Raw genomic sequence first — 23,172 nt, forward strand, 5'->3', positions numbered from 1 at the left:
GCCCCATGGCGCAGCAGCAGCCCCCACCCCCGGCGGCGCGCCCGGGCCTCGACGGCCGGCGGCGCGCCCGATGACCGCGGCCCCCGGCGGGCCCGGCGGCCCCACGGGACCGGGCGAGCCTCCGGCGTACGAGGTGGCGCACGGCCCCGAGCTGCTCGAGCGGGCACTCGCGTACGCCCTGGGCGCGGCCGGGCCGACGAGTACGGCGGAGCTGCGGCTGCCCACGCCCCGCACGGGGCCGGGATCCGGGGACGCTGCTGCGGCGCCTCGGCGCCTCGCTGGACGCGCTCCGGGAGGGTGCGGAAGGGTCGGCCTCCGTCCGGGCCCGGACGGCGCGGCTTCCCGGAACGATCCCGCCGCCGCGTTCCGCGCCGGGGCGAGCGGACTGCTGGGTGCCTGGCAGCCGGCCCCGTCCCGCCGGAGACGGGTGGCCGTCGGGGGCACCCGCTGGGCACCGGCTGCTGGCTGCCGCCGGGGCTCTGGAGCTCGCCGTGCACGGCCGGGACCTGCGGCGGACCCGGCACGGTCCGGGTGCCCCCGGGCCGCCGGACGGGCTCGCCGCCGAGCTGTTGCGCCTGGCTCCGCTGCTCGTGCCGCCGGGAGCCGGGCGGCACGGCCTCTTCGCGCCCCGGTGCCGGGTGCGGTCCTCCGCTCCGGCCGCCCGGCGGCTCCTCGCCCTGCTGGGCCGCGACCCCGCTCCCCGCGCCCCGGAGCGGCCCCCCGTGTAGCTGCCGCCCGTCGCGCACCATCCGCTGTCCGCCCCACCGGCTGTCGTCCGGCGGGGCGGTCCGGGCGGACTGCTCCGTTCGGGTGAGCGTGCCCCCCCCCGGGGGGCCGTCACGGGTGCCGGACCTGCTCGACGCGCCGCTCGGCGGTGCTCTCGGCCGTGGGCGCGCGTGAGCCGTCCTGGCCGGGAGGCTCGCCACCCTCCGGGGTGCCGGTGCTCCGCCCGCCCGGGCCCGCTTCCCCCGCGTGCGTGGTGGCCCGTACGGGGGCGGAGGCCCGCGACTGCCGGCCGCCGGAGTCCACCGCCCGGACGGTGAAGACGTGCGCGGTGTCCGGCTCCAGCCCGCTGACCTCGGCCTCCAGCAGCTCGGGCCCCAGTAGGACGACGGGGGACTCGGTGCCCCGCCGGTAGACCTCGTAACCCGCCACCGGGCCGCCTCGCGGGGCCCGCCAGCGCAGTGTCACGGCGCTGGGTCCGGTGGCTTCGGCACGGAGCCCGGAGGGCGCCTCCGGCCGCCGCTCCCGCGGAACGGGCGAGCCGGCCCCGGAGGAGTGCCGCGCGGTCCGGTCCGGGTGGCGGTCGCCGGGGGCGTCCCGGTCGCCGGCGTCCGTGGCAGGGCCGCAGGCCGCCGCCGCGAGCAGCGTTCCGAGAGCCAGCAGCGCGGTGCCGGCGCGCCGGACGGCGCCGGCGGAGCGGGCGGAACCGCATGTCGGATGCCGAGGGGCCACCGGTCGTCTCCCTGCTAGAGATTCACGCCGTCGTGGCAATTGTCTGTACCGGCCGGCTCCCCGGTGCAACTCGACGCCGCCGCGTCCGGTGGGGGCGGGCGCGTGGTCGGGCCGGACCACGACAGGGCCGCACCGGTTCGCCGACCGGGGCGGCCCTGCTGTCCCGCGCGCCCGCGGGGCGGGCGGGCGGGCACACGTCCCGTGTGCGCGGCGTGCGTCACTCCTCGACCATCAGGCCCTTGCGGAGCTTGGTGAGGGTGCGCGACAGCAGCCGTGAGACGTGCATCTGGGAGATGTCCAGTTCCTCGCCGATCTCCGACTGGGTCATGTTCGCCACGAAACGCAGCGAGAGGATCTTCCGGTCCCGCGCGGGCAGCTCGGCGATCAGGGGCTTGAGGGACTCGACGTACTCGATGCCCTCCAGACCGTGGTCCTCGTAACCGATCCGGTCGGCCAGCGCGCCCTCGGTGTCGTCCTCCTCCGGCTGGGCGTCCAGCGAGCTGGCGGTGTAGGCGTTGCTCGCCGCCATGCCCTCGACGACCTCCTCGCGGGAGAGTCCGAGCCGCTCCGCCAGTTCGGCCACCGTCGGCGCGCGGTCGAGGCGCTGGGCCAGTTCGTCCCCGGCCTTCGCCAGGTCCAGCCGCAGCTCCTGGAGGCGGCGCGGCACGCGCACCGACCAGGAGGTGTCGCGGAAGAAGCGCTTTATCTCGCCGACGATCGTCGGCATCGCGAAGGTGGGGAACTCGACGCCGCGGTTCGTCTCGAAGCGGTCGATGGCCTTGATCAGGCCTATCGTCCCGACCTGGACGATGTCCTCCATCGGCTCGCTTCGGGAGCGGAACCGTGCGGCGGCGAACTTCACCAGCGCCAGGTTGAGTTCGACGAGGGTGTTGCGCACGTACGCGTGCTCGTGGGTGCCTTCCTCCAGCGACTCCAGGCGTTCGAAGAGGGTCTTCGACAGGGCCCGGGCGTCCAGCGGGGCCACCTCGTCGTAGGGCGGGATCCCGGCCAGCTCGCCGAGGAGCTCCTCCATGTCACCGGCCACCTCCGCGGCTTCGACGGCCTCCACCGCTGCGACCGCCTCGACGACGGTGGCGGGGTCCAGGACCGACACGACCCCCTCGGCCTCGGTGTGCGGGGTTGCCGACCGTGCGGTCTCTGCGATCTGATAGCCGGGCGCGGCCAGGTCCTCGCTGCCTCTTCGATCGGTACGCGACTCGTCGAGTTGGGGTGACATGGTCTCCTCCGGGGTTCTCGGCACAGGCTGCCGAAGCCGTAGATGCACTGCGGGGAGCGGCGCCTCCAAGGCCGACGCGTTCGGGATGTCCTCACTAGGCCTACCTGTTCTCCGGCAGGCATGGCAAGTGCAGTATGTCCGTAATGTCGCCGTGATTCGACTTGTTCGGGTACCCGTGGGGGCCGTCAAGGCGTAAGGTTTACTCGCTGAAAGCCGCGAGCAGAAGAGGTGTACATGGACCGCGGGATGCCCGGCAGCACAAGCCACCGGGGTCGACTGACGGTCGACGTGCAGCAGCACGGCGAGAGCGCCGTGGTCACCCCGGACGGTGAGCTCGATCACCACACTGCGGATGTGCTGCGTGTGCCACTGGAGGAGTGCCTCGACAGCGGCACCAGCCGTCTTGTCGTCGACTGCTCCCTGCTGGAGTTCTGCGACTCCACCGGACTCAACGTCCTGCTCGGCGCCCGGCTGAAGGCCGAGGCGGCCGGGGGAGCGGTGCACCTGACGGGGATGCAGCCGGTGGTGGCCAGGGTGTTCGAGATCACGGGCGCGGGCGCGGTCTTCACCGTGCACGACTCACTCGCGGAGGCTCTCGCGGAAACCTCCGACTCGTAATCCAAGCGTTACGCGAATCACACCGGCCGGATGGAATCAGTGGGTGTTCTCACCGCCCGCGAGGGCAGGAGTCCTCTGGAATCTGTCATGTGTCCGTTTTCGCCCGTGGTTCGGAAACGGCGGGGCATACGACTCGGTGAACCGGTGAGGTGAAGCACTGATGAGCACCACCCGGCCATCCCCGGCGGGCGATCGGAGCCCCGGTCAGGAACAGCAGGAGGCCGGCGCTCCGGACGGCCCCTCGGAGGTGGCCATGCGCCAGGTGCGGCGGCTGCGACTGGTCGGCGCCGGCGGCGCGGTCCAGCGTTCCCGCGACTTCACCCGCCAGGCGCTGCACGACTGGGGATGGCTGCCCGCCGCCTCCGCGGAGCACCGTGCCGCGGCGGAGGACGTCCTGCTGGTCGTCTCGGAGCTGGTCACCAACGCCTGTCTGCACGCGCGGGCCCCGGAGGAGCTGCGGATAGGGTGCGGCCCCAAGGTCCTGCGGGTCGAGGTCGTCGACCCGGGCAGCGGGCGCCCGGCGCCCCGTGATCCGCACCTGCCCGGCCGGCCGGGCGGGCACGGCATGTTCATCGTCCAGCGGCTCTGCCTCGACTGGGGGGTGGTGCGCAGCTCCGAGGGCACCGGCAAGACGGTCTGGGCCGAGCTGCCCGCCCCCGCCACGACCTGAGCGCACGGCCCGGGCGTCTCCCGACCCCGCTCCCGCCGTGGACGCACCGGTGCGGGAGCCTCGCGGACCCGGCGCCCGCGGGCGGCCGACGGTCTCGTGCATGGTCGACGCCCCACCGCCGCACGGTCGACGCCTCGGCCAGTCCACGCACGGTCGACGCCCCGGCGCCGACCGTGCACGGGTGCGTGAGCGGACGCCGCCCATCTGCCGGGTCAGCTTCCGGGCACCGGCGATGAAGGCCGGGCCCGCGAGAACCGCGACTACCGCCCACCTCGTGTAGTACAGCGAGTCGCCCAGCGGCTCGTCGAGCCGGGGCGCCCAGCCGTTGAGCGCGTGTCCGGTGGCCGTGGCCAGAAACCACAGGCCCGTGATCTGGCTGGCGAACTGCCGCGGGGCCAGCACCGCCCGGCGGGCGCCCCACAGCCGGTCGGCCACCCAGCCGCCGGGCATCGCCGCCATGTAGACGACGGCGTTGTACACGCCGTAGATCGCCACCGCGGTGCTCTCGTCGATGCCGAGACCGCCGTGGGAGACCGCGGTGTAGAGGTACAGCACGAGCAGGGCGCGCATCCCGTACCAGGAGAAGCGCTCCCACATCTCGGTCATGAAGAGGGTGGCCGTACCGCGGGGGTGACCGAAGAAGGTGCTGCCGCCAGTGGGGGCGGCGTTCCTCGTCGCGCTGGACGCCATGGGGGGCCCGGTCTCCCCTCGGTCCCGCACGGAAACTGCTTCCACCCGAGTCGTGCTGATACGCGGTATGGAAGGGAATGCGGCATGGATCACACGTAAAGCTCTATTTGACCCGGTAAATCGCAGGCAAAGAAGGGCCGCCACCCAGTGAGTGACAGGTGGTTGGCCAGAACCCGCCGCCGGACCCGGCACCGGTCCCCGCGACCTGCCCGGCGGTCTACCATCGCCCCATGACCCGAGTACTGCTGGCTGAGGACGATGCGTCCATCTCGGAGCCGCTCGCTCGCGCCCTGCGGCGCGAGGGGTACGAGGTGGAGGTGCGGGAGGACGGGCCCGGCGCTCTGGAGGCCGGCCTGAGCCAGGAGATCGACCTGGTGGTGCTCGATCTGGGACTGCCCGGTGTGGACGGGCTGGAGGTCTGCCGCCGGCTGCGCAACGAGGGCCTCGCCTTCCCCGTCCTGGTGCTCACCGCCCGCGCCGACGAGGTGGACACGGTCGTCGGCCTCGACGCGGGCGCCGACGACTACGTCACCAAGCCGTTCCGGCTCGCCGAGCTGCTCGCCCGGGTCCGGGCCCTGTTGCGCCGCGGCAGCACCGAACCCGCCCAGCCGGCCGCCACTCACGGCGTCCGCATCGACACCGAGTCACACCGCGCGTGGATGGGTGAGGAGGAGCTCCAGCTCACCGCCAAGGAGTTCGACCTGCTGCGCGTCCTGGTCCGGGACGCCGGGCGGGTCGTCACCCGGGACCAGCTGATGCGCGAGGTCTGGGACACCACCTGGTGGTCCTCGACCAAGACGCTCGACATGCACATCTCCTGGCTGCGCAAGAAGCTCGGGGACGACGCGGCCAACCCCCGCTACATCGCCACCGTCCGCGGCGTGGGCTTCCGCTTCGAGAAGAACTAGCCGCGTCCCTCGATGCGCCGCCGCCTGATCAACTCCACCCTCGCCGTGGTGGTCGTGGTCATCGCCGTCTTCGGGATCTCGCTGATCATCGTGGAGACCCAGGCCATCGAGAAGAGCGCCCACGAGAGCACCCGCTCCGAGGCGGCCCGGATCGTCGCGGTGGTGGAGGCCAGGATCGCGGCGGGCGAGTCCGTCTCCGAGGAGACGATGCGCAGCGCCGTCCCCCAGGACCGCTACGTCTCCATCGAACTGCCCGGGCAGCCCGTCTTCGCGATGGGCGACCGTCCCAGGGAGGGCGCGATCGAGGGACGCGAGGTCGGGACGCACGGCGAGACGGTCGTCGTCCAACAGCCCCGCAGCGTGGTCAGCGACGAGATCGGCCGCATCCTGGTGATCATCATGGCGGTCGCCCTGCTCACCGTCCTCGCGGCGGTGCTGCTCGCTGTGCACCAGGCCCGGCGGGTGGCGGCACCGCTCACCGACCTCGCCGAGACCGCCGAGCGGCTCGGTTCGGGCGACCCCCGGCCCCGGCACCGCCGCTACGGCGTGCCCGAGCTGGACCGGGTCGCCGACGTGCTCGACTCCAGCGCCGAGCGGATCGCCCGGATGCTGACCGCCGAGCGGCGGCTCGCGGCGGACGCCTCGCACCAGCTCCGCACCCCGCTCACCGCACTGTCCATGCGGCTGGAGGAGATCGTCGAGACGGCCGACACCGAGCCGGACACGGTCAAGGAGGAGGCCGCGATCGCGCTCGCGCAGGTGGAGCGGCTCACCGAGGTGGTGGGCCGGCTGCTCACGAACTCCCGGGACGCCCGTTCCGGCTCCGCCGTGGCCTTCGACCTCGACGAGGTGGTGGTCCAGCAGGTGGAGGAGTGGCGCCCGGCGTACCGAGGCTCGGGACGGGTGATCGTGCATTCAGGGAAGTCCTGCCTGCGGGCCGTCGGCACCCCCGGCGCGGTCGCCACCGTCCTGGCCACGCTGGTCGAGAACGCGCTGATGCACGGCGACGGCACGGTCGCGATCCGCACTCGGGTGACCGGCAACCAGGTGGTGGTCGAGGTGACGGACGAGGGCCCGGGGGTGGCCCCCGAACTGGGCTCGCGGGTCTTCGAGCGCACCGTGAGCGGCCACAACTCCACCGGGCTCGGCCTCGCGGTGGCCCGGGACCTGGCCGAGGCGGACGGCGGCCGGCTGGAGCTACTTCAGCAGCATCCGCCGGTTTTCGCCCTCTTCCTCAGTCGGGAGGCCGAGGAGAGCGCCGGATGAGCCGTGCGGCCGGAAGACCCAGGTCCGGTAGGACCAGAACCGGAAGACCGTCGCCAGCCCCAGGCCGACCACGTTCTTCGCGAGGTTGTCGGCCAGCGGGGAGGTCAGCCCGAGCCCGTAGTGGGAGAGCGCCAGCACGCCGTTCTCGATCACCATGCCGACGCTGCTGAAGACCAGGAACAGCGAGGCCTCCCGGCGCACCCGGCGCTTGTCGGTGTCCTGGTAGGTCCAGTAGCGGTGGCCGAGGTAGTTCGTGCAGATCGCCACCGCGGTGGCGAGCACGCCGGAGCGCACCGAGGCGAGGCCGAAGCCGTGGAGGCACAGGTTGAAGACCGCCACGTTCACCACGACGCCGAACGCGCCCACGGTTCCGAACTTCGCCATCTCGCGCCAGGCGCGCCGGACGCGGCCCCGCAACGACCGCTTCGCCACCTCAGTGATGTCCATCGCCTCGTTCGCTCGGGTGCCCCCTCCTCATGCTAAGTGCTGCCGCCCACGGGCCGCGGGACAGTGCCGAGCAGCTCTCCTCCGGCCGGGTGCGGGCCGGTGCGGGCCGCCCGGGGAGCGGCGCCGGGCCGGGGAGCGGCGGGGGACGGCTCCCGACCACCGCTGCGCGCCCCGTACCCTGGGAGCGTGACGTTCCCGGTAGTCGGCATGGTCGGCGGCGGTCAGCTCGCCCGCATGACCCACGAGGCGGGTATCCCCCTCGGCCTCAGATTCAAGCTGCTCAGCGACACCCCGGAGGATTCCGCGGCCCAGGTCGCCGGTGAGGTCGTCCTCGGCGACTACCGCGACCTGGACACGCTGCGTGACTTCGCCCGCGGGTGCGACGTGCTCACCTTCGACCACGAGCACGTCCCCGGCGCGCACCTGCGGGCGCTCGTCGCGGACGGCGTCCCCGTCCGCCCCGGCCCGGAGGCGCTCCGGCACGCCCAGGACAAGGGCGTCATGCGCGCCCGGCTGTCCGCGCTCGGGGTGCCCTGCCCGCGCCACCGGATCGTCGCGGACCCGGCCGACGTCGCGGCGTTCGCCTCGGAGGGTGCTGCGGCGAACGCCGCGGAGGGCGCCGGTGGCGTTCCTGTCGGGGCCGCGGCCGGGTTCCCGGTGGTGCTGAAGACGGTCCGCGGCGGCTACGACGGCAAGGGCGTGTGGGTGGTCGACTCGGTGGCCGCCGCCGCCGAACCGTTCCGGGCCGGCGTACCGGTGCTCGCCGAGGAGAAGGTCGACTTCGTCCGCGAGCTGGCCGCCAACGTCGTCCGCTCTCCGCACGGCCAGGCCGTCGCCTACCCGGTGGTGGAGTCGGTCCAGGTCGACGGCGTCTGTGACACGGTGATCGCCCCCGCGCCCGGACTCGACCCGGAGCGCGCCGCCGCCGCCCAGCAACTGGCGCTGCGGATCGCCGAAGAACTCGACGTCGTCGGCCACCTCGCCGTCGAGTTGTTCGAGACCCGCGAGGGACGGGTGCTGGTCAACGAACTCGCGATGCGCCCGCACAACTCCGGGCACTGGACCCAGGACGGCGCCGTCACCTCGCAGTTCGCCAATCACCTGCGCGCCGTGCTCGACCTGCCGCTCGGCGACCCGCGCCCTCGCGCCCGCTGGACGGTCATGGCCAACGTGCTCGGCGGCGACTACCCCAACATGTACGCCGCGTACCTGCACTGCATGGCCCGCGACCCGGCACTGAAGATCCACATGTACGGCAAGGACGTGAAGCCCGGCCGCAAGGTGGGCCACGTCAACACGTGCGGCGACGACCTGGACGAGGTGCGCGAGCGCGCCCGGCACGCCGCCGACTACCTGCGAGGGACGATCACCGTATGACCGCTGCCGACTCCGCGCCCCTGGTGGGCATCGTGATGGGCTCCGACTCCGACTGGCCCGTGATGGAGGCGGCTGCCCAGGCGCTGGACGAGTTCGAGATCCCCTACGAGGTGGACGTGGTCTCCGCCCACCGGATGCCGCGGGAGATGCTCGCCTACGGTGAGGAGGCCACCGGACGCGGCCTCCGGTCGATCGTCGCCGGCGCGGGCGGCGCGGCCCACCTGCCGGGGATGCTCGCCTCCGTGACGCCGCTGCCGGTGATCGGCGTGCCCGTGCCGCTCAAGCACCTCGACGGCATGGACTCGCTGCTGTCCATCGTGCAGATGCCGGCCGGTGTCCCGGTGGCCACCGTCTCGGTGGGCGGCGCCCGCAACGCGGGCCTGCTGGCCGCCCGGATGCTCGCCGCCCACGACGAGGCGCTCGGCGAGCGGATGCGGCTGTTCCAGGAAGAGCTCAAGGACCAGGCGGGCGAGAAGGGCAAGCGGCTGCGGAACAAGGTGACCGGCGGGGCCGGGTTCGGGTTCGGGGGCTGACGGGCATGGCCGACCGACTCGACGAGGCCCGCCGGCTGCTCGCCGCCCACCCGGTGGTGGACGGCCACAACGACCTGCCCTGGGCGCTGCGGGAGCAGGTCCGCTACGACCTGGACCGGCGCGACATCGCCACCGACCAGTCCGCCCACCTGCACACCGACCTCCCCCGGCTGCGGGCCGGTGGTGTCGGTGCGCAGTTCTGGTCGGTGTACGTGCGCACCGACCTCACCGGGGACGCGGCCGTCAGCGCCTGCCTGGAGCAGATCGACGTGGTGCGCGAACTGGCCGCCCGCTACCCGCAGGACCTCGAACTCGCCTTCACCGCCGATGACATGACCGGCGCCCGGGAGCGCGGCCGGATCGCCTCGCTGATGGGGGCCGAGGGCGGCCACTCCATCAACAACTCCCTGGCCACCCTGCGCGCGCTGCACCGGCTGGGCGTCCGCTACATGACGCTCACCCACAACGACACCATCGACTGGGCCGACTCCGCGACCGACGAGCCGCGGCACGGCGGACTCAGCCCGTTCGGCGTCGAGGTCGTCCGGGAGATGAACCGGGTCGGCATGCTCGTGGACCTCTCGCACGTCGCCGCGACGACCATGCGCGACGCCCTGCGGGCGACCGAGGCGCCGGTGGTGTTCTCGCACTCTTCCTCCCGCGCGGTCTGCGACCATCCGCGCAACATCCCGGACGACGTCCTGGCGGAGCTGCCCGCCAACGGCGGGATCGCGATGGCCACCTTCGTCCCGAAGTTCATCCTGCCCGCGGCCGTGGAGTGGACCCGGCGGGCGGACGAGAACATGCGCGCCCACGGACTGCACCACCTCGACACCACCGAGGCCGCGAGGAAGGTCCACGCCGCCTTCGAGGCGGAGCACCCCCGCCCGGTCGCCACCGCCGCCACCGTCGCCGACCACCTGGACCACATGCGGGAGGTCGCCGGCATCGACCACCTGGGCATCGGCGGCGATTTCGACGGCACCGCGTTCCTGCCCGCCGACCTGGACAGCGTGGCGGGGTACCCGCACCTGATCGCCGAACTGCTCGACCGGCGCTGGTCCGAGGCCGACCTGGCGAAGCTGACCTGGCACAACGCCGTCCGCGTCCTCCGGGACGCCGAGTCGGTCGCCGCCGGGCTCCGGCCGCTGCGCGCCCCCTCGCACGCCACTCTCGACAGCACCGCTTCCGCCTAGCTCTCCCGGCGGCGGACGCCGACCCGCGGGCTCCGGCCGCCGCCGCGCAAGTCGGCGGTTCCGGCGTACATCCTTCGGGCCGCTTCGGGTGTCCTACTCTCCAGCGGCGCTCCGCCGGACCGCGCCACCGGGCAGTGGGGGACACCACGTGCACATCGCCATCAACGACGTTCTGCGTATTCCTCTGGTCGTGGTCACCGCGGGGGCGGTGGTCGCGGTCGGGGCCGTCACCGGCCCCGCGCACGCCGCCGCACTGCCCAAGCCGAAGATCGCGGCCAAGGGCGGTTTCACGATGGACAGCGGCACCGGGCGGACCCTGTTCACCAAGGCCGCGGACACCCGCCGTTCCACCGGTTCCACCACCAAGATCATGACGGCTCGGGTGGTGCTGGGGCGGAAGAACCTCGACCTGAAAGCCAAGGTCACCGTCCAGAAGGCCTACAGCGACTACATCGTCGCGAAGACGGCGTCCTCGGCTCGGCTGATCGTCGGCGACAAGGTGACGGTGCGCCAACTGCTGTACGGACTGATGCTTCCCTCCGGTTGCGACGCGGCGTACGCGCTGGCCGACACATTCGGCAGCGGCTCGACCCGGGCCGCCCGGGTGAAGTCCTTCATCGGCAAGATGAACAGCACGGCCAAGAGCCTCGGGCTGAAGAACACCCGCTTCGACTCGTTCGACGGCATCGGCAACGGCTCCAACTACTCGACGCCGCGCGACCTCACCAGGCTTGCTGCCGACGCCATGAAGTACTCCACCTTCCGCACCGTCGTGAAGACGAAGTCGACCAAGCAGAAAGTCACCACGAAGAGCGGCGGCTACCGGTACATGGCGTGGAAGAACACCAACACACTGCTCGGCGGCTACTCCGGCGCGACCGGCGTCAAGACCGGCTCCGGACCGACCTCCAAGTACTGCCTGGTGTTCGCCGCGACCCGCAAAGGCCGCACGGTCGTCGGCACCGTGCTCGCCTCCACGTCGGCGGGCAACCGGACGGCGGACGCGAAGAAGCTCCTGGACCACGGCTTCAGGAAGTGACCCACCGTACGCGGGCGGGCTGTTCGCCCGGCCCGCTTACGGTGCGGCGTGCTCACGCCGTCCCGCTCACCCGTGGTCGTGGTGCGCGGGGTCGGCGGCCGGGTCGGCGTCACCGTCCCCGCTGCCGCCGTGCGAGTGGTGGGGTTCGTAGCCGGGAACGGTGCCGTCCTCGCGGGCCACCAGCAAGAGACCGGCCATGCCCATGTCGGAGTGGCTCTGCACATGGCAGTGGACATCCAGGCCCGGCGCCCACCCCCTCCCCGGCGACGATCTGGAAGCCGAACGAGTCGGCCGGGCCGGTGATCTTGTTGTCCACGACGTGGCCGTTGCTCGTCGTCGGAGTCCTGGCGCACTGCCTGGACTCGCGACTGGCGGCGGCCGAGGTCTCCGGCATCCGTCCCGTCCGGCTCCTCGACGCCGGGATGGTCTGCGGCACCCTGTGCGAGGTCCTGCCTGTCACGCTGACGGCGGGCGCCGTACTGGACTCCGGGACCATCGAGCAGGCCGGACGGAACACTCTCTTCCTCAGTGGGCTGATGCTGTGCGGCCGGGCCTTCGTGGGACGCTCCGCCGTCGTCCTGCCGACGGCCTGGGTCTTCCTCGTCATCTTCCTGGGTCGCCGCACCGGCACCGACTACCACCCGTGGGCCGTCACCGGCGAGCCCGCGGCGGCGCCGCACGCCCTGCTCGCCGCTCTCCTCGTCTTCGCCGCCGGTCTGCTGCTCCAAGCCCGCACAGCAAGGAACGACCCGTGACCATCGAACTGACCTCCTGCACCTACCGTTACAAGCGCAAGCACCTGCCCGTCCTCGACGACTTCTCCTACGCGCTGCCCGAAGGGCTGACGATCCTCCTCGGCCCCAACGGGGCGGGGAAGTCGACACTGCTGAAGATCGCCGCCTCCGTCCTCGAACCCCGGTCGGGGACAGTCCGGTTCGGGAGCCTCCCGCCCTCCTCGTCGGAGTACCGCAGGCAGATCGCCTGGATGCCGCAGCACATCACCGCCATGCCCTCCCTCACGGTGCGCGAGTACGTGGCGTACGTCGGCTGGCTCAAGGGGATGCCGCGCAGGGACGCCTGGGAGCGGTCCGCACGTGCGCTGGAGCGGCTGGAGCTGACGGACAAGGCGAACGTCCGCACCCACCGGGTCTCCGGCGCCAGTTGCGCCGGGTCGGGGTGGCCGCCGCGCTCGTCCACGACGCGGAGGTGCTGCTGCTGGACGAACCGACTGCCGGGATGGATCCCCGACAGCGACGCCTTTTCCGGGACATCCTCACCGGCCTCAGGGACGAGGTGCGCATCCTGCTCGCCACGCACGACGTCGCCGACCTGGCCGAGGAGGCGGACCACGTGAGCGTCCTGGACGCCGGCCGCCTCCTGTACTCGGGCGACACCGCGGGCTTCCTCGCCCACGCCCCCGCGGGGACTGCCCCGGGCCGGACTGCCGAAGGCGCCCACGCCGCCCTCCTGGAGACCGCGGGCTGACAGGCCGGAAGGGGGTTGCTCTCGGAGGAAGGGGCGTGGTGCCCCGTGGAGGCGCCCCTTGACGACGCGACCACCCTGAGTGAATATAGTGTCACGCAGTGCAGTTCATCGCGTTCGTCGGGAGCGGCCATCAACGCTGCCCCGCACCCACCACAGGAAGGTGAGTGAGCTCGGCATGAGCAAGAAGGGCGGAGGCCACTCGGGCAAGCCCGACACCTCCAGCAGCGACGGCCACCGGGAGAAGCCACCGGCGCAGACGAAGCCGTACGAGCCGCCCCCGGAGAAGTGAGAACGGATGACCACCCAGCAGCACCTCCTTCGCACCCTGCTGGCGAAGGGCGCGCTGCCGGCCGAGTGGCGGGACACCGTGGCGGCGGTGGACCGCGCCCTGTTCATCCCCGGGCTGACCGAGCACGCCGACCTCGCCCAGGATCCGGAAGCGTGGAGGCGGAGCGTCTACGCGGACAGCCCGGTGGTGACCCAGGTCAACGACGGCCAGCCCGTCGCCGGCAACGCGTTCCGGCTCCGCACGTCCTCCTCGTCGATGCCCTCGATCATGCTCGACATGCTCGGTTTGCTCGACGTCCGGGAAGGGCACCGCGTTCTGGAGGTCGGGACCGGGACGGGGTACAACGCGGCGTGGCTCTCCCACCGGCTGGGCGAGACCCGTGTGGCCAGCGTGGAAGTGGACGCAGCGGTGCTGGCGGCCGCGAACGGGAGCCTGGCCCGAGCGGGTTACCACCCCACGACGATCCTCGGCAACGGACGCGACGGACACGCGCCTGGTGCACCGTACGACCGGATCATCTGCACCTGCACCATGCGGGACATCCCGCAGGCGTGGTTGGCGCAGTGCCCGAACGGTCGGATCGTGACGCCCTGGGGGAGCAGCTTCCACAGCGGGTCGTTCGTGACCCTCGACGTGGCGGACGGGGAGGCGCGGGGCGGATTCTCCGGTTCTCCGGCCTTCATGTGGGACCGCACGCACCGCGGTGGGGCCGGACGCATCTCGGACCTTTACCACGGGGAGCAGGGGCGGAAGGGGGCCACGGACATCGCACCCCAGAACGTCATCCAGGACGATCCGGCGTTCTTCACCGGCCTGACCCTCACCGACGTGTGGTTCCGGTGGTGCGAGGCGGATGACGACAGCGGAGAGGCCACCCTGTGGTTGTTCGCCGACGAGGGGACGTCCTGGGCGACGGTGGAGTACGTCCCGGACGCGGACAGCTACGAGGTGGAGCAGTACGGGCCGCGCTCGCTGTGGGACGAGGTGCGTTCCGCGTTCCTGCGGTGGCACGCGTCGGGGAGGCCGGAACGGTCCCGCTGCGAACTCTCGGTCGACAGCACGGGGCAGCGGGTGCGAGTGCTCGGCACCCGAGGCCCCACTGAGCGCCCGGCGTCCGGATCGAGCCGCAACACCCCCGGCCCGAGCGGTGGCCCGTGCCTGCCTGTGCCGAGTCCCGGTGTCGGATCCCGCGGATAGCGTCTCTGGTGGTGGCGCGCTTCCGGACCGGACGGCGCCCCGCCGCCGAACACGCCCACGGAGAGATCCCCATGAAGACCCTGCCGGACACGAATCCGCCGGCAACGGCGTCTTCCGGTGCTTCTGACCCGGGTGGCAGCCGTTGCAGGCGCGCCACCGTCCCCGCGTGCGCAGAGAACGCCCCTGCCGGGTGCGGCAGGGGCGTTCTGCGTGCTCACGGCAGGTTGCGTGCCATGACGATGCGCTGGACCTGGTTGGTGCCCTCGTAGATCTGCGTGATCTTCGCGTCCCGCATCATCCGCTCGACCGGGTAGTCGCGGGTGTAGCCGTAGCCGCCGAGGAGCTGGACGGCGTCGGTGGTGATCTCCATCGCCGCGTCCGAGGCGTAGCACTTGGCCGCCGCGCCGAAGAAGGTCAGGTCCTCCTTGCCGCCGCCGAGCGTGATCCGCTCGGACTTCGCGGCGGCGGAGTAGGTGAGCTGACGGGCGGCCTCCAGCTTCATCGCCATGTCGGCGAGCATGAACTGGACGCCCTGGAAGTCGCCGATCGGCTTCCCGAACTGCTTGCGCTCTGTCACGTAGCCCTTGGCGTAGTCGAGCGCCCCCTGGGCGATGCCGAGGGCCTGGGCCGCGATGGTGATCCGGGTGTGGTCCAGGGTCAGCATGGCGGTGGCGAAGCCGCTGCCCTCTGCACCGATCATGCGGTCGGCCGGGATGCGGACGTTGTCAAGGTAGACCTCGCGGGTGGGGGACCCCTTGATGCCGAGCTTCTTCTCCGGGGCGCCGAAGGAGACGCCCTCGTCGCCCTTCTCCACCACGAAGGCGCTGATGCCCTTCGTGCGGGCGTCCGGGTCGGTGACGGCCATCACCGTGTAGTACTCCGAGACGCCGGCGTTGGTGATCCAGCGCTTGACGCCGTTGAGGACCCAGGAGTCGCCGTCGCGCACCGCGCGGGTCTTCATGCCGCCCGCGTCGGAACCGGCGTCCGGCTCGCTGAGGCAGTAGGAGAACATCCCCTGGCCCTTGGCCAGCGGGCCCAGGTAGCGCTTCTTCAGCTCCTCGTTCCCGGACAGGATCACCGGCAGCGAGCCCAGCTTGTTGACGGCCGGGATCAGGGAGGAGGACGCGCAGACCCGGGCGACCTCCTCGATGAGGATGCAGGTGGCCAGGGCGTCCGCGCCTGCGCCGCCGTAGGCCTCGGGCACGTGCACGGCGTGCAGGTCGTTGGCGGTCAGCGCGTCCAGGGCCTCCTGGGGGAAGCGTGCCTCCTCGTCCACCTCCGCGGCGTGCGGCGCGATCTTCGCCTCGGCGAGCGCACGCACCGACTCCCGGAGCATGTCGTGCTCCTCGGACGGCCGGTACAGGTCGAATTCTGCGGCTCCCGCCACGGTGGCTCACTCCCCTGAAGTGGTTCCGTTGCTGACTTCCCTGCTAACTACCGTTAAGTAACCCAATTCTAGGGGTTGCCGGCCGCGCAGGATACGTGAGCTTGCCGACAGCCGCCGGATTCCTTCGCCGACCGGCCCGGATATGCTGCGCGGGCAGCAGCCCGACACCCCCAGGAGTGCTCTCGATGGCCCCCAAGATCACCGTGATCGGCACCGGATACCTCGGCGCCACCCACGCCGCGGCGATGGCCGAGCTGGGGTTCGAGGTGCTCGGCCTGGACGTCGTCCCGGAGAAAGTCGAGGTGCTCTCCCACGGCCGGGTCCCGATGTACGAGCCGGGGCTGGAGGAGCTGCTCGGGCGGCACGTCGCCGGTCTGCCCGGTGCCTCCGGCCGGCTGCGCTTCACCACCTCCTACGCCGAGGTCGCCGCCTTCGGCGACGTGCACTTCGTCTGCGTGAACACCCCGCAGCGGCACGGCGAGTACGCCTGCGACATGAGCTACGTCGAGTCCGCCGTCGACTCACTGGCCCCGCTGCTGGAGCGTCCGGCGCTGGTCGTCGGCAAATCCACCGTCCCCGTCGGCAGCGCCGACCGGCTGGCCGCCCGGATCGCCGAGCTGGCCCCGGTCGGCGCGGACGCGGAGCTGGCCTGGAACCCGGAGTTCCTGCGCGAGGGCTTCGCCGTCAAGGACACCCTGCACCCGGACCGGATCGTCGCCGGGGTGCGCTCGGACCACGCCGAGAAGCTGCTCCGCGAGGTCTACGCGACGCCGCTCGCCGAGGGCTCCCCGTTCGTCGTCACCGACTTCCCGACCGCCGAACTGGTCAAGACCGCCGCCAATTCCTTCCTGGCCACCAAGATCTCGTTCATCAACGCGATGGCCGAGGTCTGCGAGGCCGCCGACGGGGACGTGGTGAAGCTGGCCGAGGCGATCGGGCACGACGACCGGATCGGCCGCAAGTTCCTGCGCGCCGGGATCGGCTTCGGCGGCGGCTGCCTACCGAAGGACATCCGCGCGTTCATGGCCCGGGCCGGTGAACTCGGCGCGGACCAGGCGCTCACCTTCCTCCGCGAGGTCGACTCCATCAACATGCGCCGCCGCGCGCACATGGTCGAGCTGACCCGGAACGCCGTCGGAGGCGGACTGCTGGGCAAGCGCGTCGCCGTCCTCGGTGCCACCTTCAAGCCCGACTCGGATGACGTACGGGACTCGCCCGCGCTGAACGTCGCCGGGCAACTCCACCTCCAGGGCGCCCAGGTCACCGTGTACGACCCCAAGGGCATGGACAACGCCCGCGCACTCTTCCCCACCCTCGGCTACGCCGACTCGGTGGCGGAGGCGCTGCGCGGGGCCGACGTCGTGCTCCATCTGACCGAGTGGGCCGAGTTCCGTGAGCTGGACGCCGAGGTGCTGGGCGAGGTGGTCGCCGAGCGTCACCTCCTGGACGGCCGCAACGTCCTGGACCCGGAGTTGTGGCGCAAGGCCGGCTGGAGGTTCCGCGCCCTGGGCCGCCCCACCGCCTGAGCCTGGGACCGGAGGCGTCGAGGCCGAGGCCGGGGCCAGCGCAAGCCGACGGGACGGCACGACGGCCTCGGCCAGCGTGACGGTTGTCGCACCATCGCCCCCGAACGCCTCGACGACGTACCGCCCGCGGCTCACCGGCCGCACGGGCCCTCCTCCGGGCCCAGTAGGTGGCGCAACCGCTCAGCCGCCGTGTCCACGGCGGCCGGCTCGCCCGCGCGTACCCGCTCACCGGCGGCGAGCGCCGAGTCCAGCGCGGCGAAGAACCGCGCGCGGCGCGCCGGGTCCTTCTCGATCGCCTGCAACTCGGCGAAGGGCGAGGGCCGCGAGGCCGGTGGGGGAGCCTGTCGGGAGGCAGGCCGGGAGGTGGGTCGGGAAGCACGACGGTCGAGGGCAGCCCCGGACGCGCCGGGCGGGCGGACCAGCCACAGAACCGCCGCGACGCCGGTCGCGGCACTGACCAGCGCTCCCGCTCCGGCACCAAGCCCGAACGCGAGGACGAGCGCCGCGTCCCGCCGACTCACGAGGTCCTCCGGATCGCACGGCGCATCGTGTTCGGCTCGTTGACCCGCTCACGCAGACGCCGCAACGCAGCGGAATCCTCGTCGTCCCCGGCGCCCTCCGGCGAGCGGCGGCACCAAGGGCACGCGCAGGGCGGGTAGCGCAGCGGGTTGAACCCGGGGAACCCCGGCTCCGACTCGTTCGCACCGGCCCCCGCACGTGCCCGTGCACCCGAGCGCCTGTTGATGGCGCCGGAGCAGCACCCGGCAGTCGGCGGCCTTGCTGTAGTCAGGCTCGGAGTTGGCGACGGCTTCGGCCAACTCCAGTTCCCAGCACCGCCGGCACGCGGCCGGTGCGTCGGGCTCCGGAACCGTCGTCCGCCCCTGCCCTGCGGAGGGATCGCTCTTCTCGGCCACGGATACTGCCTCTCTGTAGTCATTCCACTACGCAGGCGGCTCGGCGTGGCTTACGGTCGAGAGGTTCGTGGCGGGCGTCAAGGCGGGGGAGTTCGGGGCCGCTTGACGGGGCGGCCCAGGCCAACCCGGGCCGGGCTAACCTGCGCAGGACCGCACCGTCTTCGGAAGGACCCCTGCCATGGCCCGGATCACGATGGGTCTCACCGTGCTGGACTGCCCCGACCCCCATGCGCTCGCCGCCTTCTATGCCGCCGTGCTGGACTGGCCGGTGACGCCGCCGCCCGAGACGCTCGAAGCGGGCCCGGACTCGCCGGACTGGGTGGAACTGAGCGGTCCGCACGGCCGTACGCTCGCCTTTCAGCGCTGCGAGGGCCACCGGCCGCCGGACTGGCCGTCCACCGAGGTCCCGCAGCAGTTGCACCTGGACCTCAATGTCGCTCCCGAGGAGATGGACGAGGCCGAGCGGCAGGTGCTGGGGCTCGGTGCCCGGCTGCTGGAGGGCGACGACGGCGGAAAGCGCGACTTCCGGGTCTACGCGGACCCTGCCGGGCACCCGTTCTGCCTCTGTACCTGCCCCTGAGGGCGTACACCTTCGCCCTGGCCCTCCGCCGGTCCTGTTGTTCCGAGGCAAAGGGCGGAGTTTCCCGGCGAACAAGGGGGAAATCGCCATGAAAGCGCCGCGTGTGATCCTCGTACTTCTCATGCTGGCCGCCGCATGCGTCATTCTGGCTCAACTCCTGGAAGGTCTGGCCCCCTTCCTCTGGTTGGGCTCTCTGGTGTGTCTGGTTGCCGCACTTTCACTAGGCTTCCCAGGTGACTGGTCACGACGGCGTGTGACCTGTGACGATGCGGTGCGGAGTGATCTCCACGATCCGCTGGATTGATCTTGCCACTCCCGCTCTGCCGCCGCAGCCCTCGTACGAGGAGCTGGCCGGGCTGGTCGTGGAGCTCAGGCTGCTGGTGACCGCGCAGGCGGCGGCGATCGAGCGGCTTGAGGCGCGGATCGTCGAGCAGGACGCCGAGATCGCGGAGTTGAAGCGACGACTTGCCGCCGACTCGCACAACTCCTCGCGGTAGTGGCCCTCAGACAGGCGCAGGGAAAGCCACTGGTGAACGGGGCGGCCCCAGGGTCTGACGGGGATGGGTCGCACGATCGGGGTCGGGCGCAGTCCGGCGCTCACGGTGCGCATGTCCTCGCTCTCGCGCACCGGCGCAGCGCCGGTGCGCGAGAGGCGCTGTTCGGGGCGTGACGTCACCCGTTCAGGTCGAGTGCCGGTTTTCCCTTTGTATCCTGCACGCCCTGTTTGCAGGGGGAGAAAGCTTTTTCCGCGAACTGGGACACTCTGGGGCGGTATGGCCCAAAAGTGAATGACGCTTCTATTCTTCCGTCGGGCCCGTGGAACCGAATGCGCGGGCAACCGAAAGACGGAGAAGAGCATGTCGCACATCAGAAGTGCCGCCTCGCGCCTGTGGAGCGCCGCGGCTGTCCTGGCAGTCGTCGTGGGGACGGCCTCGCTGACCGCGCAGCCGGTGGTCGCCGACCCGAACCAGTGCCCGTCCGGATCGTTCTGTGTCTGGGAGCAGTCCAGCTACCGGGGCGACTTCCGGCACTACACCGGGTCGAACCCCAACGTCGGCAACTACATGAACGACCGTATGACCTCGTACTGGAACCGCACCGGTAAGACGGTCGCCGTCTACGAGCACGGCAACTACGTCGGATGCATGTTCTCGATCCGTCCGGGCAGGTCCGACGCGGCGGTGCCCTCGCACTTCAACGACAAGATGACCTCCCTCCGCGTCGGCCGGGGCTGCTGAAACTCCCGGGAAAAGCGGTGATCACCCGCCCCCTACGGCGGTTCAGCCGTAGGGGCGCCCATGAGGCCTCTGAGAACTCCTCATGACATGACCTTCAAGGTGGTGGGGTCACTCCGAGGCCGACTGCCCACCGGGATCGCCGGAAAGCATGTGCCGTAGGAACTCGGCTTCGGCTCGGGTCTGTGCGCGCAACGCTGGGTCGTGGAGCGAGCATTCGCCCGCCTGCACTGGTTCCGCCGCCTGCGGATCCGCTGGGAGATCCGCGACGACCTCCACGAAGCCTTCCTCGCCCTCGGATGCACACTGATCTGCTGGCGGCGCCTGAACTCCCGAGAGGAGTCCAAGACAGGCACGGTCAACGTCGACGGGCCGGTGGCCGGCCTCAGGCCGGCTTGCGCCACACGGAGACGTGCTTCGCGGAGTCCTGGGTGAACGGAGACCCGTCCCATCCCGCGACACGACGTTCCAGCTCGAGCCCGGCGATCCGCGCCGTCAGGTCGAGCTCCGCCGGCCAGGCGTACCGGTGCCGGGAGTTCTCGCGGCGGTAGAGGTCGCCGTCGTCGCGGGTGAAGTGGTGCGAGACGAGCATCTGCTCGACCAGGTCGAAGGTGTCGAAGCCGAGATGCCGCTGGGACACGTCGAACGGCACCGCGACCTGGCCGGGCGGCAGGAGCCGCAACGGCGGCACACCCAACTCGATGACGAACCGGCCGCCGGGCTCCAGATGCCGTGCGGCGTTGCGGAAGCACTCGACCTGCTCGTCCTGCGTGAGCAGGTTCGTCATGGTGTTGTAGACGAGGTAGACCAGAGTGAACTCGCCCGAGACGACGGTGGTGGACATGTCCCCGATGACTACCGGGAGGGTGCTCTCGTCCACCTTGCGCCGCAGCACCGCTGCCATGTGCTCGGACAGTTCGATGCCCACCACCGGCACGCCGCGTTCCCGGAGCGGGACCCCCACCCGTCCGGTTCCGATGGCGAACTCCAGCGCCCGGCCGTCTCCGGCGAACTCGGCGAGGAAGGCGAGGGTCGGTCCGAGAACGGCAGCCGAGGACGCTTCGGCTGCCTCGGCGTCGTAGCGGTCGGCGGTCGCGCGGGTCCACAGTTCACTGGTCGTCACGGGTGGCTACTGTGCCGGGTGCCGAGGGGCGCTGTCGACGCGCTTGGGTCTCCGCGACACAGCATGAACCGCCCACGACTCGTCGTCGCCTTGCCGAGGCGTCGGCCGAACCGCCCCGCACCCCGGATCATCAGCCCCGGACCGGTCCGACCACCTTGAAGATCATTTCGTCAGGAGTTCCAAGGGCTGTCCAGCTGCTTTGCCGCGTGCCGCGTGCCGCGGAATCGGGAGTCTCGCGGAGGCGAACACCGCGGCACCCGCCGCGATGCCGTGCCAGAGGCCGATCAGGGAGACGGCCCCGCCGGCTGCCGCCCCGGCGGCGGGGGCCAGCACTGTCGGGTGCCGGAGCGCCGCCCGGTCGAGGGCCTGCGGATCGGACGCGAACCGGCGCCAGGCGAGCGGCACCAGGTACGCCAGCCACGCGCCGAGGACGATCGCGTACAGAGCGTTCGACAGCACGTCCTCCATCATTCTGCTTCCCCCTCCTCGTGGCCCGCCCCCCGTGTGTCTCTATCCGGCCTGCCCTGCCCGGCTCTCCCGCCGCCCCCCCCGCACGCACCGATGCCCGCCACCGCGCGGTGCGGTGACGGGCATCGGCCCGGCTCGGACGGGCGCGCCGGCGTCCCGGTGGTCCCGCGACGGGCGCGGGCGGTCGGCGGGTGACGGTAGCCGTGGGCAGGCGGTCAGTTGCCCTTGACGGTGACCTTCTCGTCGTTCCTGAGTTCCTTCATGAGCTGCTCGACCTTCGGCATGTCCCACTTGAGCGCGCTCTGCCCGCCGGGCGCGGCGAACGGCCCGGAGATCGGCATGTTCATCTGGGTGCCGTCGCCGCCGGTCAGGCCCTTCATCGCCCAGAACATCGAGGCCAGGTTGAACAGGCCCATGTCCTCGTCGACGATCAGCGAGTCCAGGCCGGAGCCCAGCGTCGGGTAGAGCTTGAAGGGGTTCAGGATCGTGCCCGGGGTGGCGCTCTCGTTGGCCAGCGCGGCGAGGAACTTCTGCTGGTTCTGGGTCCGGCCCAGGTCGCCGCCCTCGGCGTTGTACCGGTTGCGCACGAAGGCCAGCGACTCGGCGCCGTCCAGGTCGTGGCAGCCCTCGGCGAAGTCGGCGCCGGAGTTCTTGTCCTTGATCGCCTTGTCGAAGCACATCTCCACGCCGCCCAGGGAGTCCACCAGGTTGGCGAAGCCGCCGAAACCGATCTCGGCGTAGTGGTCGATCTTGAGGCCGGTGTTGAACTCGATCGTCCGCACCAGCAGCTCCGGGCCCTGGATGGAGAAGGCGGCGTTCAGTTTCTGCTGCTGGGCCGGGATGCGGTTGCCCGACTCGGAGCCGGTGAACTCCGGGATCGTCACCCACGAGTCGCGGGGGAGGCTGATCATGGAGTTCCCGTTGGACCCGACGTGCAGGATCATCATCGAGTCGGTGCGCTTGCCGCCGGTGGAGCCGGTGCGCAGCCGGTCCTGGTCCTCGTCGGAGAGGCCCTCGCGGCTGTCGGATCCCACGATCAGGTAGTTCGTGCCCTCGCCGGCCTCGGGGCGTTCCTCGACCTTGCTGAGGTCCACCTCGCGGCGCATCTTCGAGTCGGCCCAGAAGTACGTGCCGACCAGGGTGGTCAGCAGCACCACGACGAGGACGATGACGCCGGTCTTGAACCGGCCTCCTCGGCTCCGTCCGGGACGTCCGCCCTGCCCGGCGACCGGTGGCGGACCGCTGTAACCGCCGCCGCCCCGGCCGTAGCCGTCGTCGTAGCCGTTCCCGCCGGGGTGCCGGCCGTAGGCGTCGGCGTGCGGGTCGTACCCGCCCCTGGACTGCGCGGGCACCGGGGCGCCGCCCCGGTCCACGGTGGGCATGACGCGGGCGCTCTCCGGGCGCGGGGCGCCGGCGCCACGTCCGTAGCGGTCCCCGCCCCTGCCGTTGTCGGTCCACCCATCGGGCCAGTCAGTCATGAAGGCAGTGTGCCTGGTGGAGGGGGCGGGCTGACAGAGCAGGCGGGGAAGCGC

The 23,172-nt window shown here is 71.7% G+C and carries 24 protein-coding genes and 5 pseudogenes; 18 read left to right on the forward strand and 11 right to left on the reverse strand.

Annotated features, from left to right (window positions below; all coding sequences use genetic code 11):
* Positions 1-491: 491 nt before the first annotated feature.
* Positions 492-728, forward strand: coding sequence for a hypothetical protein (locus H300_RS31825; RefSeq protein ID WP_028427309.1), 237 nt, complete (start codon positions 492-494; stop codon positions 726-728).
* Positions 729-837: 109 nt separating this feature from the next.
* On the opposite strand, the gene H300_RS0109900 is transcribed toward H300_RS31825, so the two are convergent.
* Together H300_RS0109900 and H300_RS0109905 are read right to left on the reverse strand one after the other, a co-directional pair.
* Positions 838-1,455, reverse strand: coding sequence for a fibronectin type III domain-containing protein (locus tag H300_RS0109900; RefSeq protein WP_028427310.1), 618 nt, complete (start codon positions 1,453-1,455; stop codon positions 838-840).
* 217 nt (positions 1,456-1,672) lie between these two features.
* Positions 1,673-2,692: an RNA polymerase sigma factor SigF gene (locus H300_RS0109905; RefSeq protein WP_078515860.1), complete on the reverse strand. Its 1,020-nt coding sequence runs from the start codon at positions 2,690-2,692 to the stop codon at positions 1,673-1,675.
* 234 nt (positions 2,693-2,926) lie between these two features.
* Here H300_RS0109905 and H300_RS0109910 point away from each other — a divergent pair, with 234 nt between their 5' ends.
* Together H300_RS0109910 and H300_RS0109915 are read left to right on the forward strand one after the other, a co-directional pair.
* Positions 2,927-3,310, forward strand: coding sequence for an STAS domain-containing protein (locus H300_RS0109910; RefSeq protein ID WP_028427312.1), 384 nt, complete (start codon positions 2,927-2,929; stop codon positions 3,308-3,310).
* A gap of 160 nt (positions 3,311-3,470) precedes the next feature.
* Positions 3,471-3,980 (forward strand): ATP-binding protein, encoded by a 510-nt coding sequence (locus H300_RS0109915; RefSeq protein ID WP_028427313.1) that lies wholly within the window; start codon positions 3,471-3,473, stop codon positions 3,978-3,980.
* Positions 3,981-4,376: 396 nt separating this feature from the next.
* On the opposite strand, the pseudogene H300_RS32325 reads toward H300_RS0109915, so the two are convergent.
* A pseudogene (locus H300_RS32325) lies at positions 4,377-4,670 on the reverse strand (MFS transporter); the annotation flags it as partial.
* Between the two features lie 230 nt (positions 4,671-4,900).
* On the opposite strand from H300_RS32325, the gene H300_RS0109920 reads away from it, so the two are divergent.
* Both H300_RS0109920 and H300_RS0109925 read left to right on the forward strand, forming a co-directional pair.
* Positions 4,901-5,578, forward strand: a complete 678-nt coding sequence (locus tag H300_RS0109920; RefSeq protein WP_028427314.1) for a response regulator transcription factor — start codon at positions 4,901-4,903, stop codon at positions 5,576-5,578.
* Between the two features lie 12 nt (positions 5,579-5,590).
* A complete protein-coding gene (locus H300_RS0109925; protein WP_028427315.1) occupies positions 5,591-6,844 on the forward strand; it encodes an ATP-binding protein in 1,254 nt (417 codons plus the stop codon).
* Here H300_RS0109925 and H300_RS0109930 read toward each other — a convergent pair.
* Positions 6,776-7,291 carry a GtrA family protein gene (locus H300_RS0109930; RefSeq protein WP_199779160.1) on the reverse strand — a complete coding sequence of 172 codons (516 nt, stop codon included), beginning with the start codon at positions 7,289-7,291 and terminating at the stop codon, positions 6,776-6,778. The two genes, H300_RS0109925 and H300_RS0109930, sit on opposite strands and share 69 nt — an antisense overlap.
* A gap of 186 nt (positions 7,292-7,477) precedes the next feature.
* Here H300_RS0109930 and H300_RS0109935 point away from each other — a divergent pair, with 186 nt between their 5' ends.
* The 4 genes from H300_RS0109935 to H300_RS0109950 all read left to right on the forward strand — a co-directional run bounded on the left by H300_RS0109935 (position 7,478) and on the right by H300_RS0109950 (position 11,436).
* Positions 7,478-8,668, forward strand: a complete 1,191-nt coding sequence (locus H300_RS0109935) for a 5-(carboxyamino)imidazole ribonucleotide synthase (protein WP_028427317.1) — start codon at positions 7,478-7,480, stop codon at positions 8,666-8,668.
* Positions 8,665-9,201, forward strand: coding sequence for a 5-(carboxyamino)imidazole ribonucleotide mutase (gene purE / locus H300_RS0109940; protein ID WP_028427318.1), 537 nt, complete (start codon positions 8,665-8,667; stop codon positions 9,199-9,201). Before H300_RS0109935 ends, purE begins: the two co-directional genes overlap by 4 nt.
* Positions 9,202-9,206: 5 nt before the next feature.
* Positions 9,207-10,397 (forward strand): dipeptidase, encoded by a 1,191-nt coding sequence (locus H300_RS0109945; protein ID WP_028427319.1) that lies wholly within the window; start codon positions 9,207-9,209, stop codon positions 10,395-10,397.
* A 148-nt stretch (positions 10,398-10,545) separates the two neighbouring features.
* Positions 10,546-11,436, forward strand: a complete 891-nt coding sequence (locus tag H300_RS0109950; RefSeq protein ID WP_051269854.1) for a serine hydrolase — start codon at positions 10,546-10,548, stop codon at positions 11,434-11,436.
* A gap of 66 nt (positions 11,437-11,502) precedes the next feature.
* Here the strand turns inward: H300_RS0109950 and H300_RS30005 are convergent.
* Positions 11,503-11,755, reverse strand: a pseudogene (locus tag H300_RS30005) (multicopper oxidase domain-containing protein); the annotation flags it as partial.
* Here H300_RS30005 and H300_RS26040 point away from each other — a divergent pair.
* The 4 genes and pseudogenes from H300_RS26040 (at position 11,745) to H300_RS26050 (ending at position 14,407) form a co-directional block, all read left to right on the forward strand.
* Positions 11,745-12,191: a hypothetical protein gene (locus tag H300_RS26040; RefSeq protein ID WP_199779166.1), complete on the forward strand. Its 447-nt coding sequence runs from the start codon at positions 11,745-11,747 to the stop codon at positions 12,189-12,191. The pseudogene H300_RS30005 and the gene H300_RS26040 overlap by 11 nt on opposite strands.
* Positions 12,188-12,921, forward strand: a pseudogene (locus H300_RS26045) (ABC transporter ATP-binding protein). The gene H300_RS26040 and the pseudogene H300_RS26045 overlap by 4 nt, the downstream one beginning before the upstream one ends.
* Before the next feature lie 160 nt (positions 12,922-13,081).
* A complete protein-coding gene (locus H300_RS32330) occupies positions 13,082-13,210 on the forward strand; it encodes a hypothetical protein (protein ID WP_486583681.1) in 129 nt (42 codons plus the stop codon).
* Positions 13,211-13,216: 6 nt separating this feature from the next.
* Positions 13,217-14,407: a methyltransferase domain-containing protein gene (locus tag H300_RS26050; protein ID WP_078515862.1), complete on the forward strand. Its 1,191-nt coding sequence runs from the start codon at positions 13,217-13,219 to the stop codon at positions 14,405-14,407.
* A gap of 214 nt (positions 14,408-14,621) precedes the next feature.
* Here the strand turns inward: H300_RS26050 and H300_RS0109975 are convergent, their stop codons facing one another.
* A complete protein-coding gene (locus H300_RS0109975; RefSeq protein WP_028427321.1) occupies positions 14,622-15,794 on the reverse strand; it encodes an acyl-CoA dehydrogenase family protein in 1,173 nt (390 codons plus the stop codon).
* A 185-nt stretch (positions 15,795-15,979) separates the two neighbouring features.
* Between H300_RS0109975 and H300_RS0109980 the strand changes: the two genes are divergently transcribed.
* The gene (locus H300_RS0109980; protein WP_028427322.1) at positions 15,980-17,320 is read left to right on the forward strand and encodes a UDP-glucose dehydrogenase family protein; all 1,341 of its coding nucleotides are present in this window, start codon (positions 15,980-15,982) and stop codon (positions 17,318-17,320) included.
* 131 nt (positions 17,321-17,451) lie between these two features.
* On the opposite strand, the gene H300_RS26055 is transcribed toward H300_RS0109980, so the two are convergent.
* Positions 17,452-17,841 carry a hypothetical protein gene (locus H300_RS26055; protein WP_037979744.1) on the reverse strand — a complete coding sequence of 130 codons (390 nt, stop codon included), beginning with the start codon at positions 17,839-17,841 and terminating at the stop codon, positions 17,452-17,454.
* Positions 17,842-18,042: 201 nt separating this feature from the next.
* Positions 18,043-18,234 (reverse strand): annotated as a pseudogene (locus H300_RS32335) (hypothetical protein); the annotation flags it as partial.
* Between the two features lie 178 nt (positions 18,235-18,412).
* On the opposite strand from H300_RS32335, the gene H300_RS0109990 reads away from it, so the two are divergent.
* The 4 genes and pseudogenes from H300_RS0109990 to H300_RS30015 form a co-directional block, all read left to right on the forward strand.
* A complete protein-coding gene (locus H300_RS0109990; RefSeq protein WP_028427323.1) occupies positions 18,413-18,814 on the forward strand; it encodes a VOC family protein in 402 nt (133 codons plus the stop codon).
* A 278-nt stretch (positions 18,815-19,092) separates the two neighbouring features.
* Positions 19,093-19,311, forward strand: coding sequence for a hypothetical protein (locus H300_RS0109995; RefSeq protein WP_028427324.1), 219 nt, complete (start codon positions 19,093-19,095; stop codon positions 19,309-19,311).
* Between the two features lie 360 nt (positions 19,312-19,671).
* Positions 19,672-20,052 (forward strand): peptidase inhibitor family I36 protein, encoded by a 381-nt coding sequence (locus H300_RS26060; protein ID WP_051269858.1) that lies wholly within the window; start codon positions 19,672-19,674, stop codon positions 20,050-20,052.
* A 171-nt stretch (positions 20,053-20,223) separates the two neighbouring features.
* A pseudogene (locus H300_RS30015) lies at positions 20,224-20,382 on the forward strand (IS5/IS1182 family transposase); the annotation flags it as partial.
* A 52-nt stretch (positions 20,383-20,434) separates the two neighbouring features.
* Here the strand turns inward: H300_RS30015 and H300_RS0110010 are convergent.
* From H300_RS0110010 to H300_RS0110020, 3 genes are all read right to left on the reverse strand, one after another.
* Positions 20,435-21,172, reverse strand: a complete 738-nt coding sequence (locus H300_RS0110010; RefSeq protein ID WP_028427325.1) for a class I SAM-dependent methyltransferase — start codon at positions 21,170-21,172, stop codon at positions 20,435-20,437.
* A gap of 162 nt (positions 21,173-21,334) precedes the next feature.
* Complete coding sequence (locus H300_RS0110015) at positions 21,335-21,643, reverse strand: hypothetical protein (protein ID WP_028427326.1); 309 nt, start codon at positions 21,641-21,643, stop codon at positions 21,335-21,337.
* A 212-nt stretch (positions 21,644-21,855) separates the two neighbouring features.
* Complete coding sequence (locus tag H300_RS0110020) at positions 21,856-23,118, reverse strand: LCP family protein (protein WP_199779161.1); 1,263 nt, start codon at positions 23,116-23,118, stop codon at positions 21,856-21,858.
* Positions 23,119-23,172 lie beyond the last annotated feature (54 nt).

It is taken from the genome of Streptomyces sp. TAA040 (assembly GCF_000424845.1).